This is a genomic window from Nocardiopsis sp. NPDC006139 (assembly GCF_040614155.1).
Classification (GTDB): domain Bacteria; phylum Actinomycetota; class Actinomycetes; order Streptosporangiales; family Streptosporangiaceae; genus Nocardiopsis; species Nocardiopsis changdeensis.
The window spans coordinates 32,090-55,775 of record NZ_JBEXTT010000018.1; the positions used below are offsets into that span (position 1 = coordinate 32,090).

The following is a 23,686-nucleotide window of genomic DNA, read 5'->3' on the forward strand; positions in this document are numbered from 1 at the left end:
TCGCCCCCCGGCGGGCCCGGTCCCGACTCAGACCCCCGCGGGCACGCGCCCGCCGTCGGCCCGCGCCGGGGCCGCGGGCTCCTCGCCGCCGCCCTCGGAGATGCCGATGCGGTCGTGCAGCCACCGCAGCGGCCGCGGCAGCCACCAGTTCACCCCGCCCAGCAGGCGCATCGCGGCCGGGACCATGACCGCGCGGACCAGGGTCGCGTCCACGAACACGGCGATCGCCAGGCCGATGCCGATGATCTTCAGGAACAGCAGGCCCGAGGTGCCCATCGCCAGGAGCACCACCACGAGCAGGACCGCCGCGCTGGTGATGATCCGCCCCGTGTGCTGGAGCCCCGCCGCCACCGAGCGGGTGTTGTCCCCGGTGCGCAGGAACTCCTCGCGGACCCGGCTCAGCAGGAACAGCTCGTAGTCCATGGCCAGGCCGAACGCCACGATGGTGATGAGCACCAGGTAGGTGGGGTCGATCGTGCCGACCGGCTCGAACCCGAGCAGGCCGGCGAAGCCGCCCTCCTGGAAGCCCCAGACCACCACGCCCAGCGAGGCGCCCAGGGACAGCGCGCCCATCAGGACCGCCTTGAGGGGCAGGACGACCGACCCGAAGGCCAGGAAGAGCAGGAACAGGGTGGCACCCGCGATGAACGCCACGGTGACCGGGGCCGACTCCACGATCGCGGCCACGTTGTCCTGCTGCATCGCCGCGACGCCCCCCACCAGGGTCTCCTCGGCCCCCTCCGGGGCGGGCTCGGCGCGGACGTCGGCGACCAGGCCCTTGACCTCGTCGGAGTCGGTCGCGCCCTGGTAGGCGACCAGGACGTGGGCGACGCCCTCGCCGGTGCGCTCCACCCGGGCCAGGGCGACCTCCGGCAGGCCCTCCAGGCGTTCGGCGTACTCCTCCAGCGCCTCCTCGGAGGGGTCGCCGACCACCGCCACGTGCAGCCGGCCCAGGCCGCCCGCCGGGAAGTCCTCGGCGACCGTCTCGGTGGCGATCCGGCTGCCCGCGTCCTCGGGCAGGTAGCGCTGGTCGGTGGTGCCCAACCGCGCGAAGGCCAGGCCGGAGCCGAAGACCACCAGGACGCTGAGGACCGCGACCAGGGACACCGCCGGGCCGCGCATCACGGTGCGGGCCAGGCGGGTCCAGCCGCCCTCCTGGAGGGTCCCGGTGACGGTGCGGCGGGGCAGCGGCAGCCGGAGCCGGTCGATGCGCCGGCCCACCACCGACAGCAGGGCCGGGAGGAACACCAGGGCCGCCAGCAGGTCGAACAGGACCACGGCGATGCCGCCGAAGCCGATGGACTTCAGGATCGGCTGGGGGAAGAACAGCAGGCCCGCGAAGGCGATGCCCACGGTGACCCCGGAGAAGGCGACCGTGCGCCCCGCGGTGTCGACGGTGCGGCCGACCGCGGCGGCCACCCCCCGGCCCCGGTCCAGCTCCTCGCGGAACCGGCTGACCATGAACAGGCCGTAGTCGATGGCCAGGCCCAGGCCGAGGATGGTGGCGACGTTGACCGCGAACACCGAGACGTCGGTGACGTGGGTGAGGGCGCGCAGCACCGTGAGGGAGCCGAGGATGGCCAGGCCGCCCACCGCCAGGGGGACCGCGCCGGCGATGAGGCCGCCGAAGATCAGCACCAGCAGGAACAGCAGCAGGGGCATGGTGATGAGCTCGGCGCGGACGATGTCGGACTCGGCGGTCTCGGAGAGCTCGTGCTCGACCGCGATGGGACCGCCCAGGTGGGTCTCCAGCGGGCCCGACTCCAGGTGCCCGGCCGCGGCCTCGTACTGCTCCAGGCGCTCGGTGTGGCTCTCCCCGGTGAGGGTGACGGGGATGTAGGTCGCGTGCATGTCCTCGGAGACGAGCATGCCGCGCTCGGTGTCGGACAGGTCCTCGTCGAGGTAGGTGTCGAAGTCGGCGACGACGTCCTCGGGCATGCCGTCGGCGAGGCGCTGGACGGCCGCGGCGAAGGTGGGGTTGTCGACCTTGATCTCGTCGCTGCGGTAGACGGCGACGATGTCGACGTCGTCGTGGCCCAGCTCGCCCTCGAGGAGGTCCATGGCCCGCGAGGACTCGGCGCCGGGGTCCTCGAAGCCGCTCTCGCTGACGTCGGAGAAGACGCCCGAGCCCCAGACCGCGGCGAAGGCCGCGAAGAGGGCGGTGGCGACCAGCACCGCCCACCGGAAGCGGTGGACGCCGAGCCCGAGACGACCGAAAAGCCCCGTGTGCGTTGGCATGAGCAGCCCTTTCGGCAAACGGCCTTCATGTCGGTTAACGGCGTTCACTAAAGCGTGCAGGCATTACGATGTCAATATCACCGACGAACGACCACAAACCGGGGTGTACCGCATCAGATGACGAAACCGCAGCTGGAGCAGGGTGAGCGGGTGCCGAGTCGGCGGGAGCGTGTGCGCGAGGCCACACTCGCCGAGATCAAGGGCATCGCCCGCAGCCACCTCGTCGAGCACGGGGCCGCGGGGGTGTCCCTGCGCGCGATCGCCCGCGAGATGGGGATGACCGCGCCGGGGCTGTACCGCTACGTGTCGGGCATCGACTCGCTGCTGGTGCTCATCACCGCGGACATGTTCGACGAGCTGGCGGCCGCGGTGGCCGCGGCCGACGCCAGCGTTCCGGCCGGGGACACCGACCGGCGGATCATCACCTCGCTCCGGGCGTTCCGGCGGTGGGCGCTGGAGCACCGGGCGGAGTTCGCCGCCATGTTCGGGCCGCGCGCCCGGCTGGAGCCCGGGGTGGACCTGACGCCGGCGGTGGAGGCGGGCAAGCGGTTCGGGGCGACCTTCTTCACCCTGTTCGAGCGGCTGGTCCGCGAGGAGAGGTTCGAGCTGCCCGACGGGCGGTCGATCACGCCGGAGCTGGAGCGGGAGCTGCGGTCCTTCGCGGACCTGTGCGGGTTCGGGGACTCGCGCACGCCGGTGGAGGCGGTGATGGTGCTCAGCTCGTGCTGGGTGCGGCTGTACGGGGTGGTGTGCATGGAGATCTTCCAGCACCTGGATTTCGTGATGCGGGACATGGAACCACTTTTCGAGTCCGAGCTTCAGAACGTACTGACAGGCCTGGGCGTTCGGTACGAATCACCCGAAAGCAGCAACACGGTTACTATGGGTAAGTCCGATTAAGCCCCATACTTAGAGGTCTGTGGCACTTGCCGGATTCGCCCCGGGTGGATCCGGTCCTGGCCGGCGCGCCATGGCATGAGAGCGAGGACCGACCCCGTGGAGAACCGACCCGGCGATGAGCGCTTCCGCCCGTCCACCGGCACCCCCTGGGTCCCCGGCACCACCGTCCACGCGTCCCCGCGGAACACACCCCCGGCACCCGATCACCGGAACGCCCCCGCCCCGGGCACCGCGGACCCGGCCACCCCTCAAGGAGCCCCCGCCCCGGGCACCCCGCCGCACCCCACGGCCTCAGACGGCCCCCAAGGCACACCTGCCCCCGGGCAGCCGAACACGCACGTGCCGCCGTACGCCGCGAACGCGGGCAACACGGGAACACCGCAGGGCACACCGGCACCGGGCAGCCCACCGCACACCACGGCCGCGGGCGGGCCGCAGGGCACGCCGGCCTCCGGGCACACCCCAGGAGCCCCGGCAACCCACCAGAACCCCCACGTGCCGCCGTACGCCGTGAACCCGGGCAACACGGGAACACCGCAGGGCACACCGGCACCGGGAGGCCCGCCGCACACCGGGGCCGCGGGCGGGCCGCAGGGGGCGCCGACGTACGGGCACACCACGGGGCACGTGCCGCCGTACGGCGCGGGGACGCAGGGCGTTGCGGTGCCGGGCGCGCCGCCGTACGCCGGGGCTCCGGTCCACGGCGGGCCGTGGCACGGCGCGGGCGTGCCGCCGTACGCGCCGGTGTACGCCGGGCCCCCGCAGTGGGGGCCGCCCGCGCCCCCGCCGCCGAGGCGGCGCGGGCTCGGGGTGCTGGCGGCGTCCGCGGTGGCGGCGACCGTCGCGCTGGCGGCGCTGGTGGCCAGCGTGGTCATCGTGACCACGACGCCGCGGCCCGAGCCGACGCCCACCGGCGAGAACCTCGCCGCCCACTACGACGACCGGCTGTCCGAGCCGCCCGCCCAGGTCGTGATCGACATCGCCGACCACCCCCTGTACGACGCCGCCACCCCCCAGGACGTCGCCTGCGACGTCCCCGAGCTGGACACGGCCTCCGACGACTCCTGGCAGGAGTTCGCCACCGCCACCGGCCACTGCCTTGACGAGCTGTGGGCCCCCGTCTTCGACGACCTCGGCCTGAGCGCGGACACCCCCGAGATCACCGTCACCCGGGAGTCCCCCGACTCCGGCGACGAGGAGGGGTACACCCTGGCCTACTACGAGAGCGACTTCGAGCGCATCACCGTGGTCCTGCCCAACGTCCGCACGCTCGGCGAGCAGATCCCCGCGCAGGCCCACGAGGACGTGTGGATCGCCCTCATGGGCCACGAGTACGGCCACCACGTGCAGTACGTGACCGGCATCCTCGACATCTCCCACGACCTGCGCCGCAAGTCCTCCAGCGAGGAGGAGGAGCTGGACACGCTGCGCCGCACCGAGCTCCAGGCCGAGTGCATGGCCGGGATCGGCCTGCGCGCCATCACCGGCTCCGACGAGCGGTCCCTGCGGTGGGTCAACGAGAACTTCAACGGCGGCGGCGACCTGCCGACCCACGGCACCGCGACCAACCGCGCCCACTGGCTGGAGCAGGGCTGGAGCGACGCCACCGTGGGCGGCTGCAACACCTACGACGCGGCCCCCGGCGAGGTCACCTGATGGCGTCCCGGTAGGCCGCCCAGCCGTGGAGTTTGACCCGTTCGCCGCGGTCCAGCTCCGCTGCGCGGCGGGCCTCGGCGGCGTCGATGCGCAGCCAGGCGCCGTAGTCGCTGCCCTCGACCACCTCCGCGAGGTCCACCAGGTCGGGGGCGGCCGCCAGCAGGGCGGGCGCGTCGTCGAGCAGGGAGCGCACCGTCGCCGCGGCGTCGGACTTGTTGGTGCCGATCACGCCCGTGGCGCCCCGTTTGGCCCAGCCCGCCACGTAGTCCCCCGGCACGACGCGGCCGCGGGCGTCGAGTACCCGGCCGTCGCGGTGGGGCACGGTGCGGGCCGCCTCGTCGAAGGGCACGCCCGGGATCGGCACGCCCGCGTAGCCGACGGAGCGCAGCACCATGCCCGCGGGCAGGTCGGCGGTCTCCCCCGTGCCGACCAGGCGCCCGCCGTCCTCGCGGGTGCGCTCCACCCGCACGCCGGTCACCCGGTCCGCGCCCAGGACCTCCAGGGGCCGGGACCAGAAGTGCAGGCGGACGGCGCGCGGGTGCCCCTTGGGCGGCAGGGCGGCGCGCTCGCTCAGCAGGCGCAGGTTGGTGCGGGCGGCGCGGGCGACCTCGCCGCGGATCCCCGTCGGGTCGATGTCGACCTGGGCGGGGTCCACCACGACGTCGACCTCGGGCAGTTCGAGCAGGTCCCGCAGCTCGGGCGCGGTGAACCTGGCCTGGAGCGGGCCGCGCCGGGCCAGCAGGTGGACCGTGCGCACCCGGCTGGCCGCCAGTACCTCCAGGACGGGCTGGGGGATGTCGGTGTGCCGCAGCTCGTCGGCGGTCTTGACGAGGATGCGGGCCACGTCCAGGGCGACGTTCCCCGCGCCCACCACCACGACCTCTTCGCTGTCCAGGACGAACCGGAGCATCTCGCTGTCGGGGTGCCCGCAGTACCAGTTGACGAAGTCGGTGGCGGCGACGCTGCCGGGCAGGTCCTCCCCCGGCACGCCCATGCGCCGGTCCGTGGCGGCCCCGGTGGCGTACACGACGGCGTGGTGGGTGCGGGCCAGGTCGTCCCGGGTGACGTCGGCGCCGAACTCCACACCTCCCGTGAACCGCACGTCGGGGTGCTCCAGGATGCGCCGCAGGGAGCGGGCCACGCCCTTGATCTTGGTGTGGTCGGGGGCCACGCCGTGCCGCACCAGCCCGTACGGGGTGTGCAGGCGGTCGATGACGTCGACGCGGACCGGCACCCTGCGCTGCCGCGTCAGGGAGTCGGCCGTGTACAGTCCGGCCGGTCCGGAGCCGATGACGGCCACCTTGAGCGGTGCGGGTCGTTCCCCGGCGCGGGGATCGTCGGGAGAGGTCATGCCCCCATTCTGGCAGCAGGACCCCTCCCGTCCGGGACGGTCAGGCCGACTTGTCGGCCAGCGCCGGGTCGGCGGCGCCCTCGGTGCGGCGCGAGACCGTCTCGGTGAGCCTGCGCGAGAGCTCCTGCGGGGTCAGGCCCTGCTCCTGGAGGATGGTGTCGCGCTTGGCGTGGTCCAGGAACTCCTGGGCGATGCCGAAGGTGCGCACCGGCACGTCCACGTCGTTGTCGCGCAGCAGGCGGGCCACGGCGTCGCCGACGGCGCCGGTGCGGCCGTTGTCCTCGACCACGGCGACGACGCTGTGCCGGGCGGCCTCGGCGATGAGCGCCTCGTCCAGCGGCTTGACCCACAGCGGGTCGATGACGGTGACGCCGATGCCCTGGTCGGCCATCCGGTCGGCGACCTCGCAGGCCACCTGGGCCATGGTGCCCACGCCCACGATGAGCAGGTCCTCGGAGTGGCCGCCGTCGGCGGCGCGGCGCAGCAGGTCCATGGAGCCGACCTTGCCCAGGGCGGGCAGCTCCTCGGCGACGGCGCCCTTGGGGTAGCGGACGACGGTGGGGGCGTCCTCGACGGCCACGGCCTCGCGCAGCAGGGTGCGCAGGCGCTCGGCGTCGCGGGGCGCGGCCAGGCGCAGGCCGGGGACCACCTGGAGGATGGACATGTCCCACATGCCGTTGTGGCTGGCGCCGTCGTTGCCGGTGACGCCGGCCCGGTCCAGGCAGAAGGTGACGCCCTGGCGGTGCAGGGCGGCGTCCATGAGCACCTGGTCGAAGCAGCGGTTGAGGAAGGTCGCGTACACGGCGACGACCGGGTGCAGCCCGTTCATGGCCATGCCGGTGGCGGCGGTGGCGGCGTGCTGCTCGGCGATGCCGACGTCGAAGATGCGGTCGGGGTAGGCGTCGGCGAACCTGTTCAGGCCGGTGGGGTGGAGCATGGCGGCGGTGATGGCCACCACGTCCTCGCGCTCGGCGCCGATCTCGACCATGGCGTCGGCGAACACCGACGTCCACTTGAGGGCCTTGGAGCCGGGCTTGGCCCGGCCGGTGGCGACGTCGAAGGGGCCGGGGGCGTGGAACTGGTCCTCGTCGTGGTTCTCGGCCGGGGCGTACCCCTTGCCCTTCTGGGTGATGACGTGGACGATCACCGGGCCGCCGAAGTCGCGGGCGCGGCGCAGCGCCTTCTCCAGCGCGGGCTCGTCGTGGCCGTCGATGGGGCCGAGGTACTTCAGGCCCAGGTCCTCGAACATCATCTGGGGCTGGATGGCGTCCTTGATGCCCTTCTTGAGGCCGTGCAGGGCCTCGTAGAGGGGCTGGCCGACCACGGGGGTGCGGTTGAGGGTGGTCTTGGCCAGGTCCAGCGCCTGCTCGTAGCCGGGGGCCATGCGCAGGGAGGCGAGGTGGTCGGCGAGGCCGCCCCGGGTCGGGGAGTAGGAGCGCCCGTTGTCGTTGACGACGATGACCAGGCGGCGGTCCTTCTTCTCCGCGATGTTGTTGAGCGCCTCCCAGGCCATGCCGCCGGTGAGGGCGCCGTCGCCGATGACGGCGACGACGGTGCGGTCGCGCACGCCGCGGACCTCGTTGGCCTTGGCCATGCCGTCGGCGTAGGACAGCGCGGTGGAGGCGTGGGAGTTCTCGATGAAGTCGTGCTCGGACTCGGCCCGGGAGGGGTAGCCGGACAGGCCGCCCTCGGACTTGAGGTTGCTGAAGTCGTGCCGGCCGGTGAGGACCTTGTGCGCGTAGGCCTGGTGGCCCGTGTCGAACAGGATGGGGTCCTTGGGGGACTCGAAGACCCGGTGCAGCGCGATCGTGAGCTCGACGACGCCGAGGCTCGGGCCGAGGTGCCCGCCGGTCTGCGAGCAGGACTCGACCAGGAAGTCCCGGACCTCCTGGGCCAGGACCGGGAGCTGATCGGCCGGAAGCCGCTTGAGAGCTTCCGGATTGTGCATCGACTCGAACAGTGTCACTGTCTCGTCAGTCCCCTCGTCCAGCGTGTCGGTTGAGTTTGCCGCACCGGGCCCCTGACATGGGCCGGGTTTGGCTACCGGCAGGTATACATACCCGAGTTTATGGTGCGGCGTCCACGGGTCCCGCCCGGCACCGGGCGTGCCGGTGCGGCGGGGTGCACGGGTCGCGCGTCCCCGGTGGGGCGGGCCTCGAACCGCGGGGACACCGCCCCCCGGCACGGTTTTCGGGGTAGATTACCCGTTCTCGGGGAAGTCTTTGCCGTTCCGCCGCCCCGCCGAGGTTATCCGAGGACCGCCTGGACCAGCAGGGCGACGGCCGAGGCCGCGACCACGGCGAGCATGCCCAGGCGCAGGGGCCCGGGCTCGACCCGGCTGCGCAGGGCGACGCCCGCGGCGAAGCCCAGGGCGACCAGCGGGATCCCCGCCGCCCCGACCACCACCGTGCGGGTGTCGAGCTGCCCGCCGATCCCCAGCGCGGTCAGGGAGAGGGCGCCGCCGAACAGGAAGAACGCGGCCAGGGTGGCGCGCACCCGGGCGGGCTCCTCGTACTGGTAGAGCAGGGCCATGGGCGGCCCGCCGATGGACGTGGCGGTGCCCGCGAACCCGGACAGGGCCCCCGCGGCGACCAGGGAGACCGGGGTGATGCGCACCCGGAAGGACCGCAGGGACAGGGCGACGGCGATGAGCACCATGGCGCCGACCGCCCCGGCCAGCGCCCGGGGCGGCAGGGCCGCGACCACCCACACCCCCAGGACCGTTCCCGGCAGGCGGGCGGGCAGGCCCCAGGCGATGCCCCGCCAGTCGACGTGCTCGCGCTCCTGGATCAGGGTCAGGGCCGGCAGGACGATGACGGCGACCAGGAGCGCCCCCGGCACGAGGGTGGGGTCGAGCAGGGACAGGACGGGGGCGCCGACCAGCCCCAGGCCCAGGCCGACGGTGCTCTGCACCACGGCCCCGACGACGATGGCGAGCGCGGCGACGGCGGCGAAGGTCCAGATGTCGCCCGCCGGGAGCACCCCGTGTCCGGAGGGCGAGAAGAATTCCGAGAGCACGGGGTGCGACGTTACATCCGCACCTTCCCGGTCGGGTTCGGGAGGTAGGGACATGGGATGTACCCCTCCCCCGGCCCGCCTGTACGGGGCCGCCGGCGCGGTCCGCCTCCCGCGGGCCCCCGCGGACACCGCGCCCGCGGGGGCGGCGGGGTCAGCGGGGGCGGCCGCCCGCGAACGCGGGCCGGGACACCCCGTCGATGTACTCCAGGGCCCGCTCCGGGTGCAGGAACCACTCGATGAGCCCGGTCGGGTCGGCGAAGGAGTTCGCGAACCGGTCGGCGGTCTCCTGGTGGCGGGCCGCCAGCCGGTACAGCTCCCACACGTGCGGCGGCCCCGAGAGCATCACCCGGCTCCACGCGGTGACCTGGCGCGCCCGCCGCCAGTACTCGGCGAACGCCCCGCGCATGAAGTGCTCGTCGAAGGGGCGCGTCCCGTGGTCGACGATGGCGCGCCGGTAGACGTCGGCGGCCAGCGAGGCCATGTTGGCGCCCTGGGAGGTGATGGGGTCGTTGGCGACCACGGTGTCGGCCATGCCCAGGACCGGCGCGCCCCCTCCGGGGCGGGCGACGGGCTCGCGGACCGCGGGCGCGTACCCGCCGGTGAGGGCGGCCATGGGGTCGGCCGGGCGGGCCCCGGCGAACCGCTCGTACTCCCAGGGCGCGTGGCGGCGCACCACGCGCAGCAGGTGCTCCAGGACGTCCCCGGCGTGGGCGGTGGCGGGCAGCGGGCGGTCCAGGGGACCCCCGGGCACCGCCTCGACCATGAGCGCGTCACAGGGGCCGTTCAGGGACAGCACGGGCAGGCTGAACACCTCGCCCGCGCCCGGGACGGCGGTGCGGGAGAGCGCCGGGCCGTCGGGGTGGGGGGCGGCCCCCGAGGCGTAGACCAGGGCCAGCGAACGCTGGGGGGCGTCGTGCGGGGAGCGGGCGGTGTCCCGGGGGAAGACCTCGGCGAGGCCGCCGCGGCCCGTGGCCACCACGACCAGCTCGTACTCGGCGGCGAGCGCGGACAGCTCGGTCGGGTGCACCCGGTGGCGGACCAGGCGGCCGCCGCCCTGGACGAAGAGGTCCAGCCAGGCGGAGAGCTTGAGGCGCTGGTCGACGGAGCGGGCGGGCTCGTCCAGGCGCCCGAGCCAGGACGGCCCCGGCACGCCTCCCTCCCGGGGGGCGACGCGCAGGCCGACGCCGAGGATCCGCGGGGCCCGGTCCTCCCAGAGGGAGAGGCCGTGCCGCCGCTCGCGGCGCAGGGCGGGCCCGAAGAGGCACTGGGTCGAGGTGATGCGGCCCGCGCGGATCTCCCCGGGCCCGTCGGGGCCGACCAGGGTGACGTCGTAGTCCTCGGCCAGCAGGCCGAGGGCGAGCTGCAGGCCGGACTGCCCGGTGCCGACGACGAGGATTCTGCGCATGTGCCTTGCTCCGTGGTTCGGGCCCGCGCGGGGCCCGGACGGTTCCGGGGCACGACGAGGAGGGGGCGTACACGTGGCGGTCCGTGTGCGACCCCGGGCGGGCGGTGGTTTCGCGGCGAACCTAGCAGCGCGCCCGCGGGCCCCTCGGGCACCCCCGCCGACCGGGACCTTCGCCCCTGCGCGCCCGGGACCTCCGGCCGTGCCGGGCCTCCGGGGGGCCGGAAGGCGTCCGCGGTCCCGCGCCGGCGGCCCCGGACGGGCGTCCGCGCAGCTCACCGCCGTGGCGCACCGCTCCCGCCCCGTCCGCCGCCGGACCGGCACGCCCTCCGCCAGCCTCCACGCCGGCTCCGCCCCCGCGCCCGCCGGGCCGCCCCGCGCGCCCTCCGCCCGAAGCGACGCACATCACAGGCGGGCCGGCCCGCGGCCTCCTCCCCGGGACGGCCGGGTCGGGCACGCGAAGGGCCCCGGTCCGGCTACCGGGGCCGGACCGGGGCTCGGAGGCGGCGGGGAGTGAGCGCCGCCTCCTTCCCGGGAGAGGGTCTGGGTACCGCGGGTGTCAGGCGCCTCCCCTGGCGTTGGTCTTGCGACCGTTGCGGGAGACGGCGTCGATGATGACCGCGATGAGCAGGACGGCCGCGGTGATCATGAAGCGCACCGAGGTGTCCATCTGGAGCAGCAGCAGGCCGGAGGTGATGGCGCCCAGGACCAGGCCGCCCAGCAGCGCCGAGTAGGCGTTGCCGCGGCCGCCGAAGAGGCTGGTGCCGCCGATGACCGCGGCGGCGATCGCCATCATGAGCTCGGCGCCGCTGCCGGTGGACACGCTCGCCGCGAAGTTGCGGGAGACCAGCATGATGCCGCCCAGCGCCGCCAGGGTGGAGGCGATGCCGAACACCGAGATGCGGATCAGGTCGACGTTGATGCCGGCGCGGCGGGCCGCCTCGGCGTTGCCGCCGACCGCGTACACCATGCGGCCGTAGCGGGTCTTGCGCAGGACCAGGTCCAGGACGACCACGAAGCCCACGAAGATCAGGAAGGCCAGCGGCACGCCCTTGTACTGGTTGAGCACCCACACCCCGCCCAGGATCGGCAGGGCCAGCAGTGCGGCGCGGAACGCGATCTCGCTCAGCGGCTTGTAGGGCAGGCCGGCCAGGCGGCGCCGCCGCTCGACCACGGCCACCGACACGACGTACAGGCCCACCGCGATGGCCGCGATGGCCCAGCCCACGAACGGCACGAAGTAGGTCTGGGTGAGCATCGCGATCGCCCCGTTGGGGCTGATGTTGATGGTGCCGTCGGCGCCCATCAGGTACAGGTGCACGCCCTGCCAGCCCAGCAGGCCCGCCAGGGTGACCACGAACGCCGGCACCCCGACCTTGGCGAAGACCGTGCCGTGGATCAGCCCGATGACCAGGCCGACGCCGACCGCGGCGGCGATGGCCCCCCATTCGGGGACGCCCTGTTTGACCGCCAGGACCGCCAGGACGGCCGCGGACAGGCCGGCCACCGAGCCGATGGACAGGTCGATCTCGCCCAGCAGCAGGACCATGATGACGCCCGTGGTCATCAGGCCGATGGCGGCGATCTGCAGGGTCAGGTTGGACAGGTTCTGCGGCGACAGGAAGCGATCGTTCATCGACTGGAAGACGACGGCGATCAGCAGCAGCCCCACGATGACGGGGATGGGTCCCAGTTCACCGCTGCGCAGGTTGCGGCGCAGGGCCTGGAGCCAGCCCTTGGGCGAGGCGACCGTGGTCAGCAGCCGGGGGTCGCGCGCGGGCTCGCCCGAGGCGGCCGCACCCTCTCCGGGTGCCTTGGAAACCGGGGTCTGCTGGGTCATCACTTGTCCTCCGTGGCCAGGGCCGAGGAACCGGTGCGCTGCGTGCGGCGGCTCACCGGGTTGTCGGCTGCACCGGTGATGGCGGCCACGATCTCCTCGTAGCTGGTCTCCGCGATGGGGAAGTCGCCGGCGTTGCGGCCCAGCCGCAGCACCACGGCGCGGTCGGCGACCGCGCGGACGTCGGCCATGTTGTGGCTGATCAGGACGACGCCGTGGCCCTGGTCGCGCAGGCGCTCGATGAGGTCGAGGACCTGGGCGGTCTGGGCGACGCCCAGGGCGGCGGTGGGCTCGTCGAGCATCACCACGCGGGGCTGGCCCAGCAGGGAGCGGGCGATGGCGATGATCTGGCGCTGGCCGCCGGAGAGGGAGGCCACCGGCACGCGCAGGCTGGGGATGCGCACCGACAGGGAGTCGAGGAGCTCCCGGGCCCGGCTCTCCATCTCGACCTCGTCGAGGGTGCCGGGGAAGTGGAGCTTCTCGTTGCCCAGGAAGAGGTTGGCGACGATGTCCAGGTTGTCGCACAGGGCGAGGTCCTGGTAGATGGTCGCGATGCCCAGGCGCTGGGAGTCGGCGGGGGCCCCGATGGAGACCGGTCGGCCGTCCCAGCGGATCACGCCGCCGCTGTCGGCGGGGTGGGCTCCGGAGATGACCTTGACCAGCGTGGATTTACCGGCGCCGTTGTCCCCCAGGAGGGCGACGACCTCGCCCTCGGCGACGTGGAAGTCCACGTCGCTGAGCGCGCGGACCGCCCCGAAGGTCTTGGAGATCCCGGACAGTTCCAGGACTGGTGTACTCATGCGTTCGTTATCTCTTCTCTCGTCCCGGGCCGGTGCGGGCGGGCGGCGGGGGCCCGCCCGCACCGTCGGGGCGTCGCACCGTGCCTAGAGGGCTTCCTGGCAGAAGTCGGTGTCGGCGTAGTCGTCGGTGCAGATCTCCTCGATGGAGTAGATCCCGTCCGAGACCACGGTGTCACCGACGTTCTCCTCGGTGACCGCGATCGGCTCGAGCAGGACGGAGGGGACCGTCTCGCCGTTGGCGTCCTCGACGTCGACGAGGTTGTACTCGCCGAGCTCGGGGTCGGTGCCGGTGGCCAGGGCGACGGCCATGGCGGCGGCGACCTGCGCCTCGGGCTGGATGGCCTTGTAGACCGTCATGTACTGCTCGCCGGCGATGATGCGCTGGATGCCGGCGAGTTCGGCGTCCTGGCCGGTGACCGGCGGCAGGTCGTCGACGTCCACGCCGGCGCTGCGCAGCGCGGCGATGATGCCCGAGGCCATGCCGTCGTTGGCGGAGTAGACGCCGACGATCTCATCGACGCCCAGGGCGGTGATGGCGCCCTCCATCTGGCTGTTGGCCTGGTCCGGGGACCAGTCCGGGGTGTCGAACTCCTGGCCGATCTCGACCTGTCCGTCGAAGATCTCGTGGGCGCCGGCCTTGAAGTCGGCGGCGTTGGGGTCGGTGGGCGAGCCGTTGATCATGACGATCTGGCCCTCGCCGGCGGTGCCGCGCTCCTCCAGGGCCTCGATCAGGGCCTCGGCCTGGACCTGGCCGACGCGGTGGTTGTCGAAGGAGACGTACATGTCCACGCCGCCCTGGGCGAGGCGGTCGTAGGCGACCACGGGGACCCCCTGGGCCTGGGCCTCGCTGACGGTGCCGGCCGCGGCCGCGGAGTCGACCGCGTCCAGGACCAGGACGTCCACCCCTTCGGTGAGCATGGCCTGGGCCTGGGTCTGCTGCTCGTCGACGTCCTGGTCGGCGTTGGCGTAGGACAGCTCGCAGTTGGGGCACAGCTCGGCGAGCGCTTCTTCGAAGAAGGGCTTGTCGAACGCCTCGTAGCGGGCGGTCTGGAGCTCGGGCAGGAGGAGGCCGACGTGGAAGCCCTCCTCGATGCTGTGGGTCTCCCTCTCGGCGTCCTCGCCCGAGGTGGTGAGCGAACCACAACCGGAGACGAGAAGGGTGAGGGCGGCGCCGGCGGCGGCGAAGCCTCCGGCGACCTTGCGCTGGTGTGCGGTGCGTGTACTCAACGCTGCACCTTTCTGACGTGCGGGGGACGGATGTGAACTCGCGAGTGATGTTGTGAAGTAGACCCCTCCGCAGGCTTGTCGTCAACTCCTGAACACATAACTGAAACATCACGGACTTTGCGTTCAGCAGTTAAAATCAAAGAAACCGCAGGTCAGGGCGCATTCGTGAAGAAGGGCGCCCCTCCAGCATGCGCGGAAGGAACACGGACGACCACGTACGGGCAACACAAAGCTTCACCACGGAAAGGTCAAGGAGAGGCCCGTGGGCACTCTGCGTGGCTCAGTGGATGCTCTGCGCCGCCATGCGCAGGGCCCCGTACAGGGAGGCGTCGCGTCCCAGCGCGCTGGGCAGCAGCTCCAGCCGGGACAGGGCGCTGCCCAGCGCCCCCAGTTCCATGGCCCGCCGCATCGGGTCGAGCAGCAGCTCGCCGGCCTCGGCCAGGTCGCCGCCGACGATCACCCGGTCGGGGTTGAACAGGTTGGCCATGATCGCCACGCCCTGGCCCAGCGCCGTGCCCGCCTCCGCGAGGATGCGCCGGCACCCCGGGTCGCCCGAGCGGGCGGCGCCCACCAGGTCCTCCACCGCCGCCGGTCCGGGGCCGTGGGAGACATAGGTGTTCTGCGGCAGCATGTCCAGCAGGTACCCGGCCCCCACGAACGTCTCCAGGCACCCCCGGTTGCCGCAGCGGCACACCTGGCCGCGCGGGTCCAGCGCGATGTGCCCGACCTCGCCCGCGGTGCCGCCCGCCCCGCGGAACAGTCCGCCCGAGACGATGATGCCCGCGCCCACCCCGTCGCCGATGACCAGGTGGATGAGGTGCTCGGCGCCCTGGCCCGCGCCCCGGTGGAGCTCGGCCAGGACCGCGAGGTTGGCGTCGTTCTCCGCGATGACCGGGACGCCCAGCCGCTCGCCCAGCGCCTCGGCCGGCCGGAAGCCCGCCCAGCGGGGCAGGCAGGAGATGCCGCCGACCTCGCCGCCGTGCGGGTCGATCGGCCCCGGCACCGACGCCACCACCGAGCCCACCGTGGACAGGTCGATGCGGGCCCGCAGCAGGGTGGTCTCGGCCAGCCACGAGGCCCGGCGCACCCCGCGGTCGGGGTCGGCGGCCACGTCGTAGTCGATCTCCTCGCGGGCCAGCATGTTGCCCTCGCTGTCGCCGACGGCGACCGTGACCCGCTCGGGGGCGAAGTCGACCGCCACCACCGTCCCCGGCGGGCGCACCAGGGTGACCGCGCGGGCCCGGCGGCCGTTGGAGGAGGTGTCGTGGACCGCGACCGTGCCCGCGGCGCGCAGGCCGCGCACGATGTTGGAGACGCTCGCGGCGGACAGGCCGGTGGCCCGGGCCAGTTCGGCCTGGGTGCGGGTGCCCTCGCGGCGCAGGACGTCCACGACCCGCTGCTCGTTGGCCTGCCGGAGGGCGGACTGGGACCCCGGCGTCACTGCGGTGTCGGTCACCGGGCGTCCCTTCCGGTCGTTCGCGGCACGGTCCGACCGTGCCTTCTGTGTCGAATGCTACAAGGATTGAACGCAAGCGGAAACCGCCCACCCGCGCACGTTAGGGTCCGAACGTGACCGCTCTGTATGTGGAGACCGACCGGGCCGGCTGGGACGACCGGCTGGCCGCGGCCGTCCCCGGCGACCGCGGGCGCGTGCGCGTCGTCACCGTGGAGGGGCGCTCCGGGTCGGGCAAGAGCACGGTGGCGGAGCGGCTGCGTGCGGCGCTGGCGGCACGGGACACCGCGGTCGCCGTGCTGCCGATGGACGACCTGTACCCGGGGTGGCACGGACTCGCGCGGGCACCGGAGCTGCTGGTGGAGTGGGTGCTGGAGCCGCTGGCCCGCGGGGGCGCGGCGCGCTGGCGGCGCTACGACTGGGCGCGCGGCCGGTTCTCCCGGGAGGAGTACTCGCTGCCGGGGCCGGTGGCGGCGGGCGGGGTCCTGGTGGTGGAGGGGTGCGGCTCCGGGGCTCGGATCGTGCGCCCCCGTGTGGACCTGTCGGTGTGGGTGGACGCGCCCGACGCGGTGCGCGCCCGGCGGCTGGACGCGCGCGGGGACGCCGGGCTGTACGCCCCCTTCCGGCGGGTCTGGGCCGATCAGGAGGCGGTGTTCTACGCGGCCGAGCGCCCCCGGGAGCACGCCGACGCCGTCGTCGGCAACACGCGGGGGACGGACCTCACCACACCTCGGCCCTGACCGGGGCGACGAACGCGGTGAGCCGCTCCAGCACGTCGGGGTCGGCCAGGATGCGGTTGTGCCCGAGGCCGACCGTGCCGACCATCCTGGCCCCCGCCCCCATCGCGGCGAGGATCCGCACGGACTCGGCGTGGGGGATCAGCGGGTCGTCGACGTCGTGGAACAGCAGCACCGGCACGTCCAGGGCGTCGGCGTCGCGGACGGTGGCGTAGCGCTTCCACAGGTCCCGGTCCCCGTCGAAGAGGTCGTCCTCGATGGCGCGGCGCAGTGCCCGGTTCACCCGCGGGCCCCAGCCGTGGGCGGCTACGAAGCCGTCGACGGTGCCCTCGAAGTCGGCCATCGCCGACAGCAGGGCCAGCCGGTCGGTCCGGATCCCCTCGCGCACCAGGTGGGTGGCGAACAGCGCGCCCAGGGAGTGGCCGATCACGGCCGCGAAGTCGCCGTGCCGCTCCTGGAGCAGGCGTGCGACGGCCAGCGCGTCCAGGACGGTCCCGGCGGGGCCGCCGGTGGCGCCGTGCCCGGGGGCGTCCCAGGAGACGACGGTGTGCCCGCGGGCGGTGAGGGCGCGCACCAGCGGGGCGAGGCGGGCGGCGCGCGAGCCCCAGCCGTGGACCAGCAGGACGGGGCGCGCGCCCTCGCCCCACGTGTAGGCGGCGACCCGCCACCCCCGGTGGCCGAGGTGGTCGACGCGGGCGCGTTCGTGCACGTCGCGGTCGCGGTCGACCGCGGAGGTGTCGCCCGGGTCGGTCCACAGGCGCAGGGCCCGCCGGCCGGCCACACGCGGCGCGGTGACGGCCAGGACCTCCAGGTCGATCGGATGGGGGGCGGTGGTCACGGTGGTCTCCTTCTCGGGTTCGCCGGGGGTCATGCGGTGCCGGTCCGGTCCCCGGGGGCGGGCACGGGCAGGTCGGCGCCTTGGACGAAGGAGGTGATGGCGTCCAGGTGCTCCCGTTCGAAGAGGGCTCCGCTGTGGCCCAGGCCGGTGGTGGCGATCATCCGCCCCCGCCCGCCGAGGTGTTCGAGGGTGCGCAGGGAGTGCGCGAAGGGCACGACCTCGTCGGTGTCGTCGTGCAGCAGGAGGAACGGCTGCTCCAGGGTGTCGATCCGGTGGGTGGTGGAGAAGCGTTCCCACACCGTCGGGTCGGCGTCGAAGTAGTGGCGCTCCACGTCCGCGCGCAGTGCGGCCAGGGCGCGGGGCCCCATCCCCAGGGCGTCGGTGAACGCGGTGAGGAGGAAGCCGAAGTCCGACACCCCGGCGAGGAGGACCGCCCGGTCGGCCTCGACGCCCTCGCGCAGGGCGTGGACGGCGAAGGGCGCTCCCATGGAGTGGGCGACGACGGCGTGGAAGCGGCCGTACCGCTCCTGGAGGAGGCGCTGGATCCGCAGCGCGTCGAGGATGGTGCCCACCGGTCCGCCGGTCGCCCCGTGGCCGGGGGCGTCCCAGGACACCGGGCCGTAGCCGAGGTCGACCAGGCGGCGGACGAGGGGGGCGAAGCGTGCGGCGCGCGAGCGCCAGCCGTGGACGAGCAGCACCGGGCGGGCGGTGTCGCCCCAGGCGTAGGCGGCCACGTCCCAGCGGCCGACGCGGACCGTCGCGGTGTCGGCCGCCTCGTGCAGGTCCCGGTCCCGGTCGGGGACGGCCCGGGGCGGGGGCGGGGAGGCCCACAGCCGTCTGGACAGCGACCCGGCCAGGCGCGGGGCGGGCAGCGCCAGTGCGTTGACGGCGGCACCGAGCAGGGGAAGCGGTTCGAACGCGCCCATGGGTCTCCTTCTTCACAAACTATACGAACGATCGTATTATTTGTTTGCGAGAGGTCAGGCGTCAAGTAGCGGCTATGGTGTCCTGACGACCGACCTGTCGTTCGGACGAGGGCCACCCGGCGGGGGTGGTGCGGGAGGTGCGCATGACGACCCGGACCGACGGCCGCGTGCAGCGGGGCGACCAGACCCGGCGCGCCGTGCTGCGCCGCGCGGTGGACATCGCCTCGGTGGAGGGGCTGGAGGGGCTCTCCCTGGGCCGCCTGGCCAAGGAGCTCCAGGTCAGCAAGAGCGGGGTGTTCGCCCACTTCGGCTCCAAGGAGGAGCTCCAGCTGGCCGCGATCCGCGCCGGTCGCCGCATCTTCGCCGACCACGTGGTGGACGGAGCCCTGGAGGTCCGGCCCGGGCTGTCCCGCCTGTGGCGCCTGTTCGAGAACTGGGCCGTCTACTCGCAGGGGCGGGTGTTCCCGGGCGGCTGCTTCTTCTACACCGTCAACGCCGAGTTCGAGTCGCGTCCCGGCCGGGTGCGCGACGCCCTGGTGGCGACCCGCCGCGAGTGGCGCGACCTGCTCACCCGCAGCGCCGCCGACGCCGTGCAGCTGGGCGAGCTGTCCCCCGGCACCGACGTGGAGCTGCTGGTGTTCGAGCTGGCCTCGTTCCTGGAGACCGCCAACTCCGACTCCCTGCTGGAGGACGACCTGGAGCGCCCCTACAGGCTGGCGCGCGCCGCCGTCGTCGCCCGCCTGTCGGCCCTGGCCGCGCCGGACGCCCCCCGCCCCTGGGAAGCCGAGGACTGAGCGCCCCTCACCGCCGGGGCGGGGCCGCGGCCAGCGCCCCGGCCTTCTCCAGGTCGGCGCGCATGGTGTGCAGTTCCCGCACCAGGGCGGCCTGGTCCTCCTCCAGCCCCCGCAGCCGTTCCCGGAGCCTTCGGCGCCGCTCGCCGTTCCCGACGCGGACGCGGGCCTGGATGTGGGCGAACACCACGAACAGGGGGGAGAGCAGGCCGACCATGAGGCAGAGCCCGACGAACCCGGCCCACCCGGAGCCGCTCCCCTCCGTCATCCCCGGCAGCACCACGAAGGCGAGCACCAGGCAGGCGAGCGCCGTCCCGCCCAGCCGGACCAGGCGGCTGGACGTCTTGTCGTAGAACGCCAGGTCGCCCCGGAGGGTCCGCAGCTCCTGTTCCCGCTCCGCCCCGTGCCGTTCCCGTTGCTCCCGCCGCCGGACCAGCCCGTCGATCAGGGGCAGTGCGCCGTGGACCACGGCCGCGCACCCGGCCCGCGCCGCCCCCTCGGAGGCGTCCACCCGCTTCCACAGCGCGTCGATCCACTGCGCGGCCGCGGTGCCCGGGGGCGCGGCCGGGCGGCGCACGCGCCCGGGGTCGAGCACGAAGGCCAGCAGCAGGGCCGGGTCCGCTGCCGCGTGCCGCCCGCCCTTCCAGCCGTCGAGGTGTTCGGCCAGCTCCTCCCCGAACGAGGCGGCGGCGCGCGCCGCCGCCTCGAGTTCGGCGGCCGGCGCGGCCAGGCCGCGCGCCGCCTCGCCGTGGTGCAGCGACAGCTGGCGCAGTATCCCCGGGCGGGCCAGGCCGCCGGCCTCCGCGGGCGCGGCGGGCGGCGCGCCGGCGAAGAAGGACCGCAGGGTGTCGGGTGAGACGTCGTGGCCGCGGAAGCGCGGGGGCAGGTCCGGGCGGGTCTGGGCCACGAAGGTCGCCACGGCCAGGTCGGCGTCGGTCCGCCGGGTGCGGAACAGCGCGCGGTCCACGGTCGTGTCCCGCAGGTCGTCCGTGATCCAGGTGCCCAGGGCCGCCCTGGCGTCCGGGTCCTCGAAGACCGCCGCCGCCTGCGCCCACTGCTCCTGCATCGCGGCGGCCAGGTCGCCGGGCCGGGTGTACCGGACGCCCGCGAAGTGGTACGGCGGGGCCTCCCCCGGGGGCGACGGGGTGTGCGGGACCGGAGCGGGCGCCGGGGCCGCCGCGGTGTAGGCCAGGGTGGGCGGCAGGGGCCCCTCCCCCGGGTCGACCACCGTGGGCTCGGGCGCCTCCACCAGGGGCGCGCCGGTGATGAGGTGGTCCACCAGGGTGCGCGCGTCCGGGCGGCGGCGGGGGTCCCTGTCCAGGCAGGTCCGCACCGTCCCGCGCAGCTCCTCGGGCACGCCGTCCAGGTCGGGCTCGCCCGACAGGACCCGCGCGATGCGGGAGGCCCGGGTGGGGCCGGGGAACGCCTCGCGCCCGGTGGCCGCGTGGACCATGACCGCGCCCCAGGAGAACACGTCCACGGCCGAGGTGAGACGGGCGCCCTCCAACTGCTCCGGGGCCATGTACCCGACGGTCCCGATGATGCCGCTGGCGGTCACCGAGGTGGTCTCGACCGCGCGGGCGATGCCGAAGTCGATCACCCGCGGCCCGTCCGCCGCCAGCATGATGTTCTCCGGCTTCAGGTCCCGGTGCACCACACCGGCGGCGTGGATCGCGGCCAGCGCCGTGGCGGTGTTGACCGCCAGCCGCTGCAGCTCCGCCCCTCGGCGCGGCCCCTCCTCGGCGACCGCCCTGTGGAGGGTGGGGCCGTCGATGAACTCGGTGGCGATCCACGGCTGCTCCGCCCCGGGGTCGGCGTCCAGGATCGCCGCGATGCAGAACCCGCTCACCCGCCGCGCCTGCTCCACCTCCGCCGCGAACCGGCGGCGCATCTCGGCGTCGCCCGCCCAGGAGGCGTGCAGCACCTTCACCGCGGCCCGGCTCCCGTCCCGGGCCTCTCCGAGGAACACCTCGCCGAAACCGCCGCGGCCGAGCGAGCGCACCAGGCGGTAGCCGCCCACGGTGGAACCGTCCGTCTCCCAGGTCTCGTGCACGCCGTACCTTCCTGGTCTGCCGTCGGGGGTCGGGGGCGTCCGGTCAGCCCCCGGTGATGCGGCGCGCGTGGACCAGGTCGGCGCGGATGCGCTCCACGCCCGAGGTCAGCTCCGGCAGCTGGGCCGCGGCGTTGTTCAGCTCCATCACCCGCTGCCCGCGGCGCACCACGTCGCCGTAGCCGACGCGCAGGACCACCGAGAGCACGACCGAGGCGGCCAGGGCCAGGACCGACAGCGTCACCAACAGGTCGCCCAGCCACTCGGCCTGGCCGGACATGCCGATGACGATCCCGATCGGGAAGCCGAAGAGCGCGTAGTTGCAGTAGCGGCGGATCTGGAAGTAGCGCTGCTGCTGCACGACCTTGCCGTGCAGCGACTCGTGCTCCGTGGCGACCTTGGTGTAGCGCTCCTCCCAGTAGCGGCGCTGGCGGGAGAGCGCCTGGAGGGTGGGGACGGCGCCGTAGATCGCCGCGGCGTGCCCCACCCCGGCCGGGCCGGGGGAGGCGTCCACCCGGCGCCAGAGGATGTCGATCCACTCCCCCACCCCGGAGTCGCCGCCGTCGTGGGGCGGGACCATCAGCTCGGGGTGCAGCAGGAAGGTGAGGATGAGCGCCGGGTTCACGTTGGGGCTCGCCGACCGCCACCCGGCGAGCCGGCCGGACAGCTCCTGGTGGAAGGTGTTCCCGGCGTGCTCGGCGGCGTCGAGGGAGTCGGCCAGGCGCTGGTGCGCCGCCGGGTCGGGAGCGTGGTGCAGGCCCATGGTCCGCAGCACCTCGGGGCGGGCCAGCAGGGCCATCTCGTTGGACATCGGCGCCCCGGTGATGACGGGTCGCGGGTCGGAGAACAGCCCGCCGAGGTCGGCCATGGTGGCGCCGCGGCCGCGGAAGACCGGCGGCAGGTCGGGGCGGGTCTGGGCGATGAAGGAGGCCAGGGCCAGGTTGGCGTCGTCGGCGTGGCGGCGGAACAGGGAGCGGTCGACGAGGGTGTCGCCGAGGTCGTCCATGAGCCAGGCGCCCAGGGCGGCGCGCTCGGTGGCGTCGCCGAACACGCGGACGGCCGCCGCCCAGTTGCCCTGCATGGCCTCGGCCAGGGCGCCGGGGTCGGTGAAGCGGACACCGGCGAAGTGGTACGGGGGGACTCCGCCGACACCGGTGTGGTACCCGGAGGCGCCGGTGTTGCCGGGGGCGGGCCGCGGGGCGGACACCGGTCCCGGCGGCGGGGCGGCCGTCCCGGCGGCCGCGGGCGCGGCGGGCCCGGCCGGGGCCAGGCCGGTGTAGGAGCGGGTGGGGTCCACGCCATGGGGCGGGGCCACTCGCGTGGGGTCCACACCGTGCGCCGGAGCAACCCGCGTGGGGTCCACGCCATGGGGCGGGGCCACCCGCGTGGGGTCGACGCCATGGAGCGGGGCCACCCGGGTGGGATCCACGCCGGAGACGGGAGCCGGCGCCGGGTGCACGGCGCCGTCCGGGGCCGGGCCTCCGCCCTGGGGGCCCGCGATGAGCAGGTTGAGCAGGGAGGAGGCGTCCGGGCGCCGGTCCGGGTCCTTGTCCAGGCAGCGTTCGACCACGCTCCGCAGGGGTTCGTCGATGTCCCCCAGATCGGGGCCTCCGCTGAGGATGCGGGCGATGCGCGACGCCTGGGTGGGCGCCTGGAAGGCCTCGCGCCCGGTGGCGGCGTAGACCATGACCGCGCCCCAGGAGAACACGTCCACGGCCGAGGTGAGTCGGGCGCCCTCCAGCTGTTCGGGCGCCATGTACCCGATGGTGCCCACGACCCCGCTGGCGGTCACCGAGGTGGTCTCGACCGCGCGGGCGATGCCGAAGTCGATCACCCGCGGCCCGTCCGCCGCCAGCATGATGTTGTCCGGCTTGAGGTCGCGGTGGACCACCCCCGCCGCGTGGATCGCGGCCAGCGCCGTGGCGGTGTTGACCGCCAGCCGCTGCAGCTCCATCCCGCGGCGCGGTCCCTCCTCGGCGACCGCGCGCTGCAGGGTGGGGCCGTCGATGAACTCGGTGGCGATCCACGGCTGCTCCGCCTCCGGATCGGCGTCCAGGATCGCCGCGATACAGAAACCGCTCACCCGCCGCGCCTGCTCCACCTCCGCCGCGAACCGGCGGCGCATGTCCGCGTCACCGGACCAGGAGGCGTGCAGCACCTTCACCGCGGCCCGGCTCCCGTCCCCGGCCTCTCCGAGGAACACCTCACCGAAACCGCCGCGGCCGAGCGAACGCACCAGGCGGTAGCCGCCCACGGTACGCGGGGCGGATGCCTCTGCGGGGTCGTCCAAGGTCATGCCTTTCACGGATCTCACGGGTCGGCGGCGGTGCGCCGGGGTGACGGGGCGGGGCCGTCGGCGTGATGCGCGGGGCAGGGGCATCGGTGACGCGCGTGTGCGGTCATCGCGGTGCGGCGACGGCCCGGGGCCGAGGGGCGAGGGGGGTTCCGCCCCGCCCGAATCG

At 74.3% G+C, this 23,686-nt stretch carries 17 protein-coding genes; 4 read left to right on the forward strand and 13 right to left on the reverse strand.

Features of this window, described 5'->3' with window-relative positions; all coding sequences use genetic code 11:
- Positions 1–27: 27 nt before the first annotated feature.
- The gene (locus tag ABZ249_RS22330; protein ID WP_355266094.1) at positions 28–2,238 is read right to left on the reverse strand and encodes an MMPL family transporter; all 2,211 of its coding nucleotides are present in this window, start codon (positions 2,236–2,238) and stop codon (positions 28–30) included.
- Positions 2,239–2,355: 117 nt separating this feature from the next.
- Between ABZ249_RS22330 and ABZ249_RS22335 the strand changes: the two genes are divergently transcribed.
- Together ABZ249_RS22335 and ABZ249_RS22340 are read left to right on the forward strand one after the other, a co-directional pair.
- Positions 2,356–3,138, forward strand: coding sequence for a TetR/AcrR family transcriptional regulator (locus ABZ249_RS22335; RefSeq protein WP_355266097.1), 783 nt, complete (start codon positions 2,356–2,358; stop codon positions 3,136–3,138).
- 627 nt (positions 3,139–3,765) lie between these two features.
- A complete protein-coding gene (locus ABZ249_RS22340) occupies positions 3,766–4,794 on the forward strand; it encodes a neutral zinc metallopeptidase (RefSeq protein WP_355266100.1) in 1,029 nt (342 codons plus the stop codon).
- On the opposite strand, the gene ABZ249_RS22345 is transcribed toward ABZ249_RS22340, so the two are convergent.
- The 8 genes from ABZ249_RS22345 to ABZ249_RS22380 all read right to left on the reverse strand — a co-directional run bounded on the left by ABZ249_RS22345 (position 4,787) and on the right by ABZ249_RS22380 (position 15,885).
- Positions 4,787–6,145 carry an FAD-dependent oxidoreductase gene (locus tag ABZ249_RS22345; RefSeq protein WP_355266103.1) on the reverse strand — a complete coding sequence of 453 codons (1,359 nt, stop codon included), beginning with the start codon at positions 6,143–6,145 and terminating at the stop codon, positions 4,787–4,789. The genes ABZ249_RS22340 and ABZ249_RS22345 overlap by 8 nt on opposite strands.
- 40 nt (positions 6,146–6,185) lie before the next feature.
- Positions 6,186–8,111: a 1-deoxy-D-xylulose-5-phosphate synthase gene (gene dxs, locus ABZ249_RS22350; RefSeq protein ID WP_355266106.1), complete on the reverse strand. Its 1,926-nt coding sequence runs from the start codon at positions 8,109–8,111 to the stop codon at positions 6,186–6,188.
- 281 nt (positions 8,112–8,392) lie between these two features.
- Positions 8,393–9,163, reverse strand: coding sequence for a sulfite exporter TauE/SafE family protein (locus ABZ249_RS22355; protein WP_355266109.1), 771 nt, complete (start codon positions 9,161–9,163; stop codon positions 8,393–8,395).
- A gap of 151 nt (positions 9,164–9,314) precedes the next feature.
- Positions 9,315–10,568: a styrene monooxygenase/indole monooxygenase family protein gene (locus tag ABZ249_RS22360; protein WP_355266112.1), complete on the reverse strand. Its 1,254-nt coding sequence runs from the start codon at positions 10,566–10,568 to the stop codon at positions 9,315–9,317.
- Between the two features lie 556 nt (positions 10,569–11,124).
- Entirely contained in the window at positions 11,125–12,405 is a 1,281-nt protein-coding gene (locus ABZ249_RS22365) for a sugar ABC transporter permease (protein ID WP_355266115.1), read from the reverse strand.
- On the reverse strand, positions 12,405–13,202 hold the full coding sequence (locus tag ABZ249_RS22370) for an ATP-binding cassette domain-containing protein (protein ID WP_220560207.1): 798 nt from the start codon (positions 13,200–13,202) through the stop codon (positions 12,405–12,407). Before ABZ249_RS22370 ends, ABZ249_RS22365 begins: the two co-directional genes overlap by 1 nt.
- Before the next feature lie 84 nt (positions 13,203–13,286).
- Positions 13,287–14,429 (reverse strand): sugar ABC transporter substrate-binding protein, encoded by a 1,143-nt coding sequence (locus tag ABZ249_RS22375; RefSeq protein ID WP_355266118.1) that lies wholly within the window; start codon positions 14,427–14,429, stop codon positions 13,287–13,289.
- Positions 14,430–14,709: 280 nt separating this feature from the next.
- Positions 14,710–15,885, reverse strand: a complete 1,176-nt coding sequence (locus ABZ249_RS22380) for an ROK family transcriptional regulator (protein WP_220560205.1) — start codon at positions 15,883–15,885, stop codon at positions 14,710–14,712.
- A 161-nt stretch (positions 15,886–16,046) separates the two neighbouring features.
- Between ABZ249_RS22380 and ABZ249_RS22385 the strand changes: the two genes are divergently transcribed.
- Positions 16,047–16,622 carry an AAA family ATPase gene (locus ABZ249_RS22385; protein WP_355266348.1) on the forward strand — a complete coding sequence of 192 codons (576 nt, stop codon included), beginning with the start codon at positions 16,047–16,049 and terminating at the stop codon, positions 16,620–16,622.
- On the opposite strand, the gene ABZ249_RS22390 is transcribed toward ABZ249_RS22385, so the two are convergent.
- Together ABZ249_RS22390 and ABZ249_RS22395 are read right to left on the reverse strand one after the other, a co-directional pair.
- Positions 16,603–17,457, reverse strand: coding sequence for an alpha/beta fold hydrolase (locus ABZ249_RS22390; protein WP_355266122.1), 855 nt, complete (start codon positions 17,455–17,457; stop codon positions 16,603–16,605). The genes ABZ249_RS22385 and ABZ249_RS22390 overlap by 20 nt on opposite strands.
- Positions 17,458–17,486: 29 nt before the next feature.
- Positions 17,487–18,383: an alpha/beta fold hydrolase gene (locus tag ABZ249_RS22395; protein WP_355266125.1), complete on the reverse strand. Its 897-nt coding sequence runs from the start codon at positions 18,381–18,383 to the stop codon at positions 17,487–17,489.
- A 143-nt stretch (positions 18,384–18,526) separates the two neighbouring features.
- Between ABZ249_RS22395 and ABZ249_RS22400 the strand changes: the two genes are divergently transcribed.
- Positions 18,527–19,177, forward strand: a complete 651-nt coding sequence (locus ABZ249_RS22400) for a TetR/AcrR family transcriptional regulator (RefSeq protein WP_355266128.1) — start codon at positions 18,527–18,529, stop codon at positions 19,175–19,177.
- Between the two features lie 7 nt (positions 19,178–19,184).
- Here ABZ249_RS22400 and ABZ249_RS22405 read toward each other — a convergent pair whose 3' ends face one another.
- The gene (locus tag ABZ249_RS22405) at positions 19,185–21,227 is read right to left on the reverse strand and encodes a serine/threonine-protein kinase (RefSeq protein ID WP_355266131.1); all 2,043 of its coding nucleotides are present in this window, start codon (positions 21,225–21,227) and stop codon (positions 19,185–19,187) included.
- Positions 21,228–21,270: 43 nt separating this feature from the next.
- On the reverse strand, positions 21,271–23,514 hold the full coding sequence (locus ABZ249_RS22410) for a protein kinase (protein ID WP_355266134.1): 2,244 nt from the start codon (positions 23,512–23,514) through the stop codon (positions 21,271–21,273).
- Positions 23,515–23,686 lie beyond the last annotated feature (172 nt).

Bases quoted from the DNA above. Each gene is read 5' to 3' on its own strand.
- ABZ249_RS22345 (WP_355266103.1), bottom strand. From the start codon at position 6,145: ATGACCTCTCCCGACGATCCCCGCGCCGGGGAACGACCCGCACCGCTC.
- ABZ249_RS22400 (WP_355266128.1), top strand. From the start codon at position 18,527: ATGACGACCCGGACCGACGGCCGCGTGCAGCGGGGCGACCAGACCCGG.
- ABZ249_RS22370 (WP_220560207.1), bottom strand. From the start codon at position 13,202: ATGAGTACACCAGTCCTGGAACTGTCCGGGATCTCCAAGACCTTCGGG.
- ABZ249_RS22335 (WP_355266097.1), top strand. From the start codon at position 2,356: ATGACGAAACCGCAGCTGGAGCAGGGTGAGCGGGTGCCGAGTCGGCGG.
- ABZ249_RS22395 (WP_355266125.1), bottom strand. From the start codon at position 18,383: ATGGGCGCGTTCGAACCGCTTCCCCTGCTCGGTGCCGCCGTCAACGCA.
- ABZ249_RS22360 (WP_355266112.1), bottom strand. From the start codon at position 10,568: ATGCGCAGAATCCTCGTCGTCGGCACCGGGCAGTCCGGCCTGCAGCTC.
- ABZ249_RS22365 (WP_355266115.1), bottom strand. From the start codon at position 12,405: ATGACCCAGCAGACCCCGGTTTCCAAGGCACCCGGAGAGGGTGCGGCC.
- ABZ249_RS22330 (WP_355266094.1), bottom strand. From the start codon at position 2,238: ATGCCAACGCACACGGGGCTTTTCGGTCGTCTCGGGCTCGGCGTCCAC.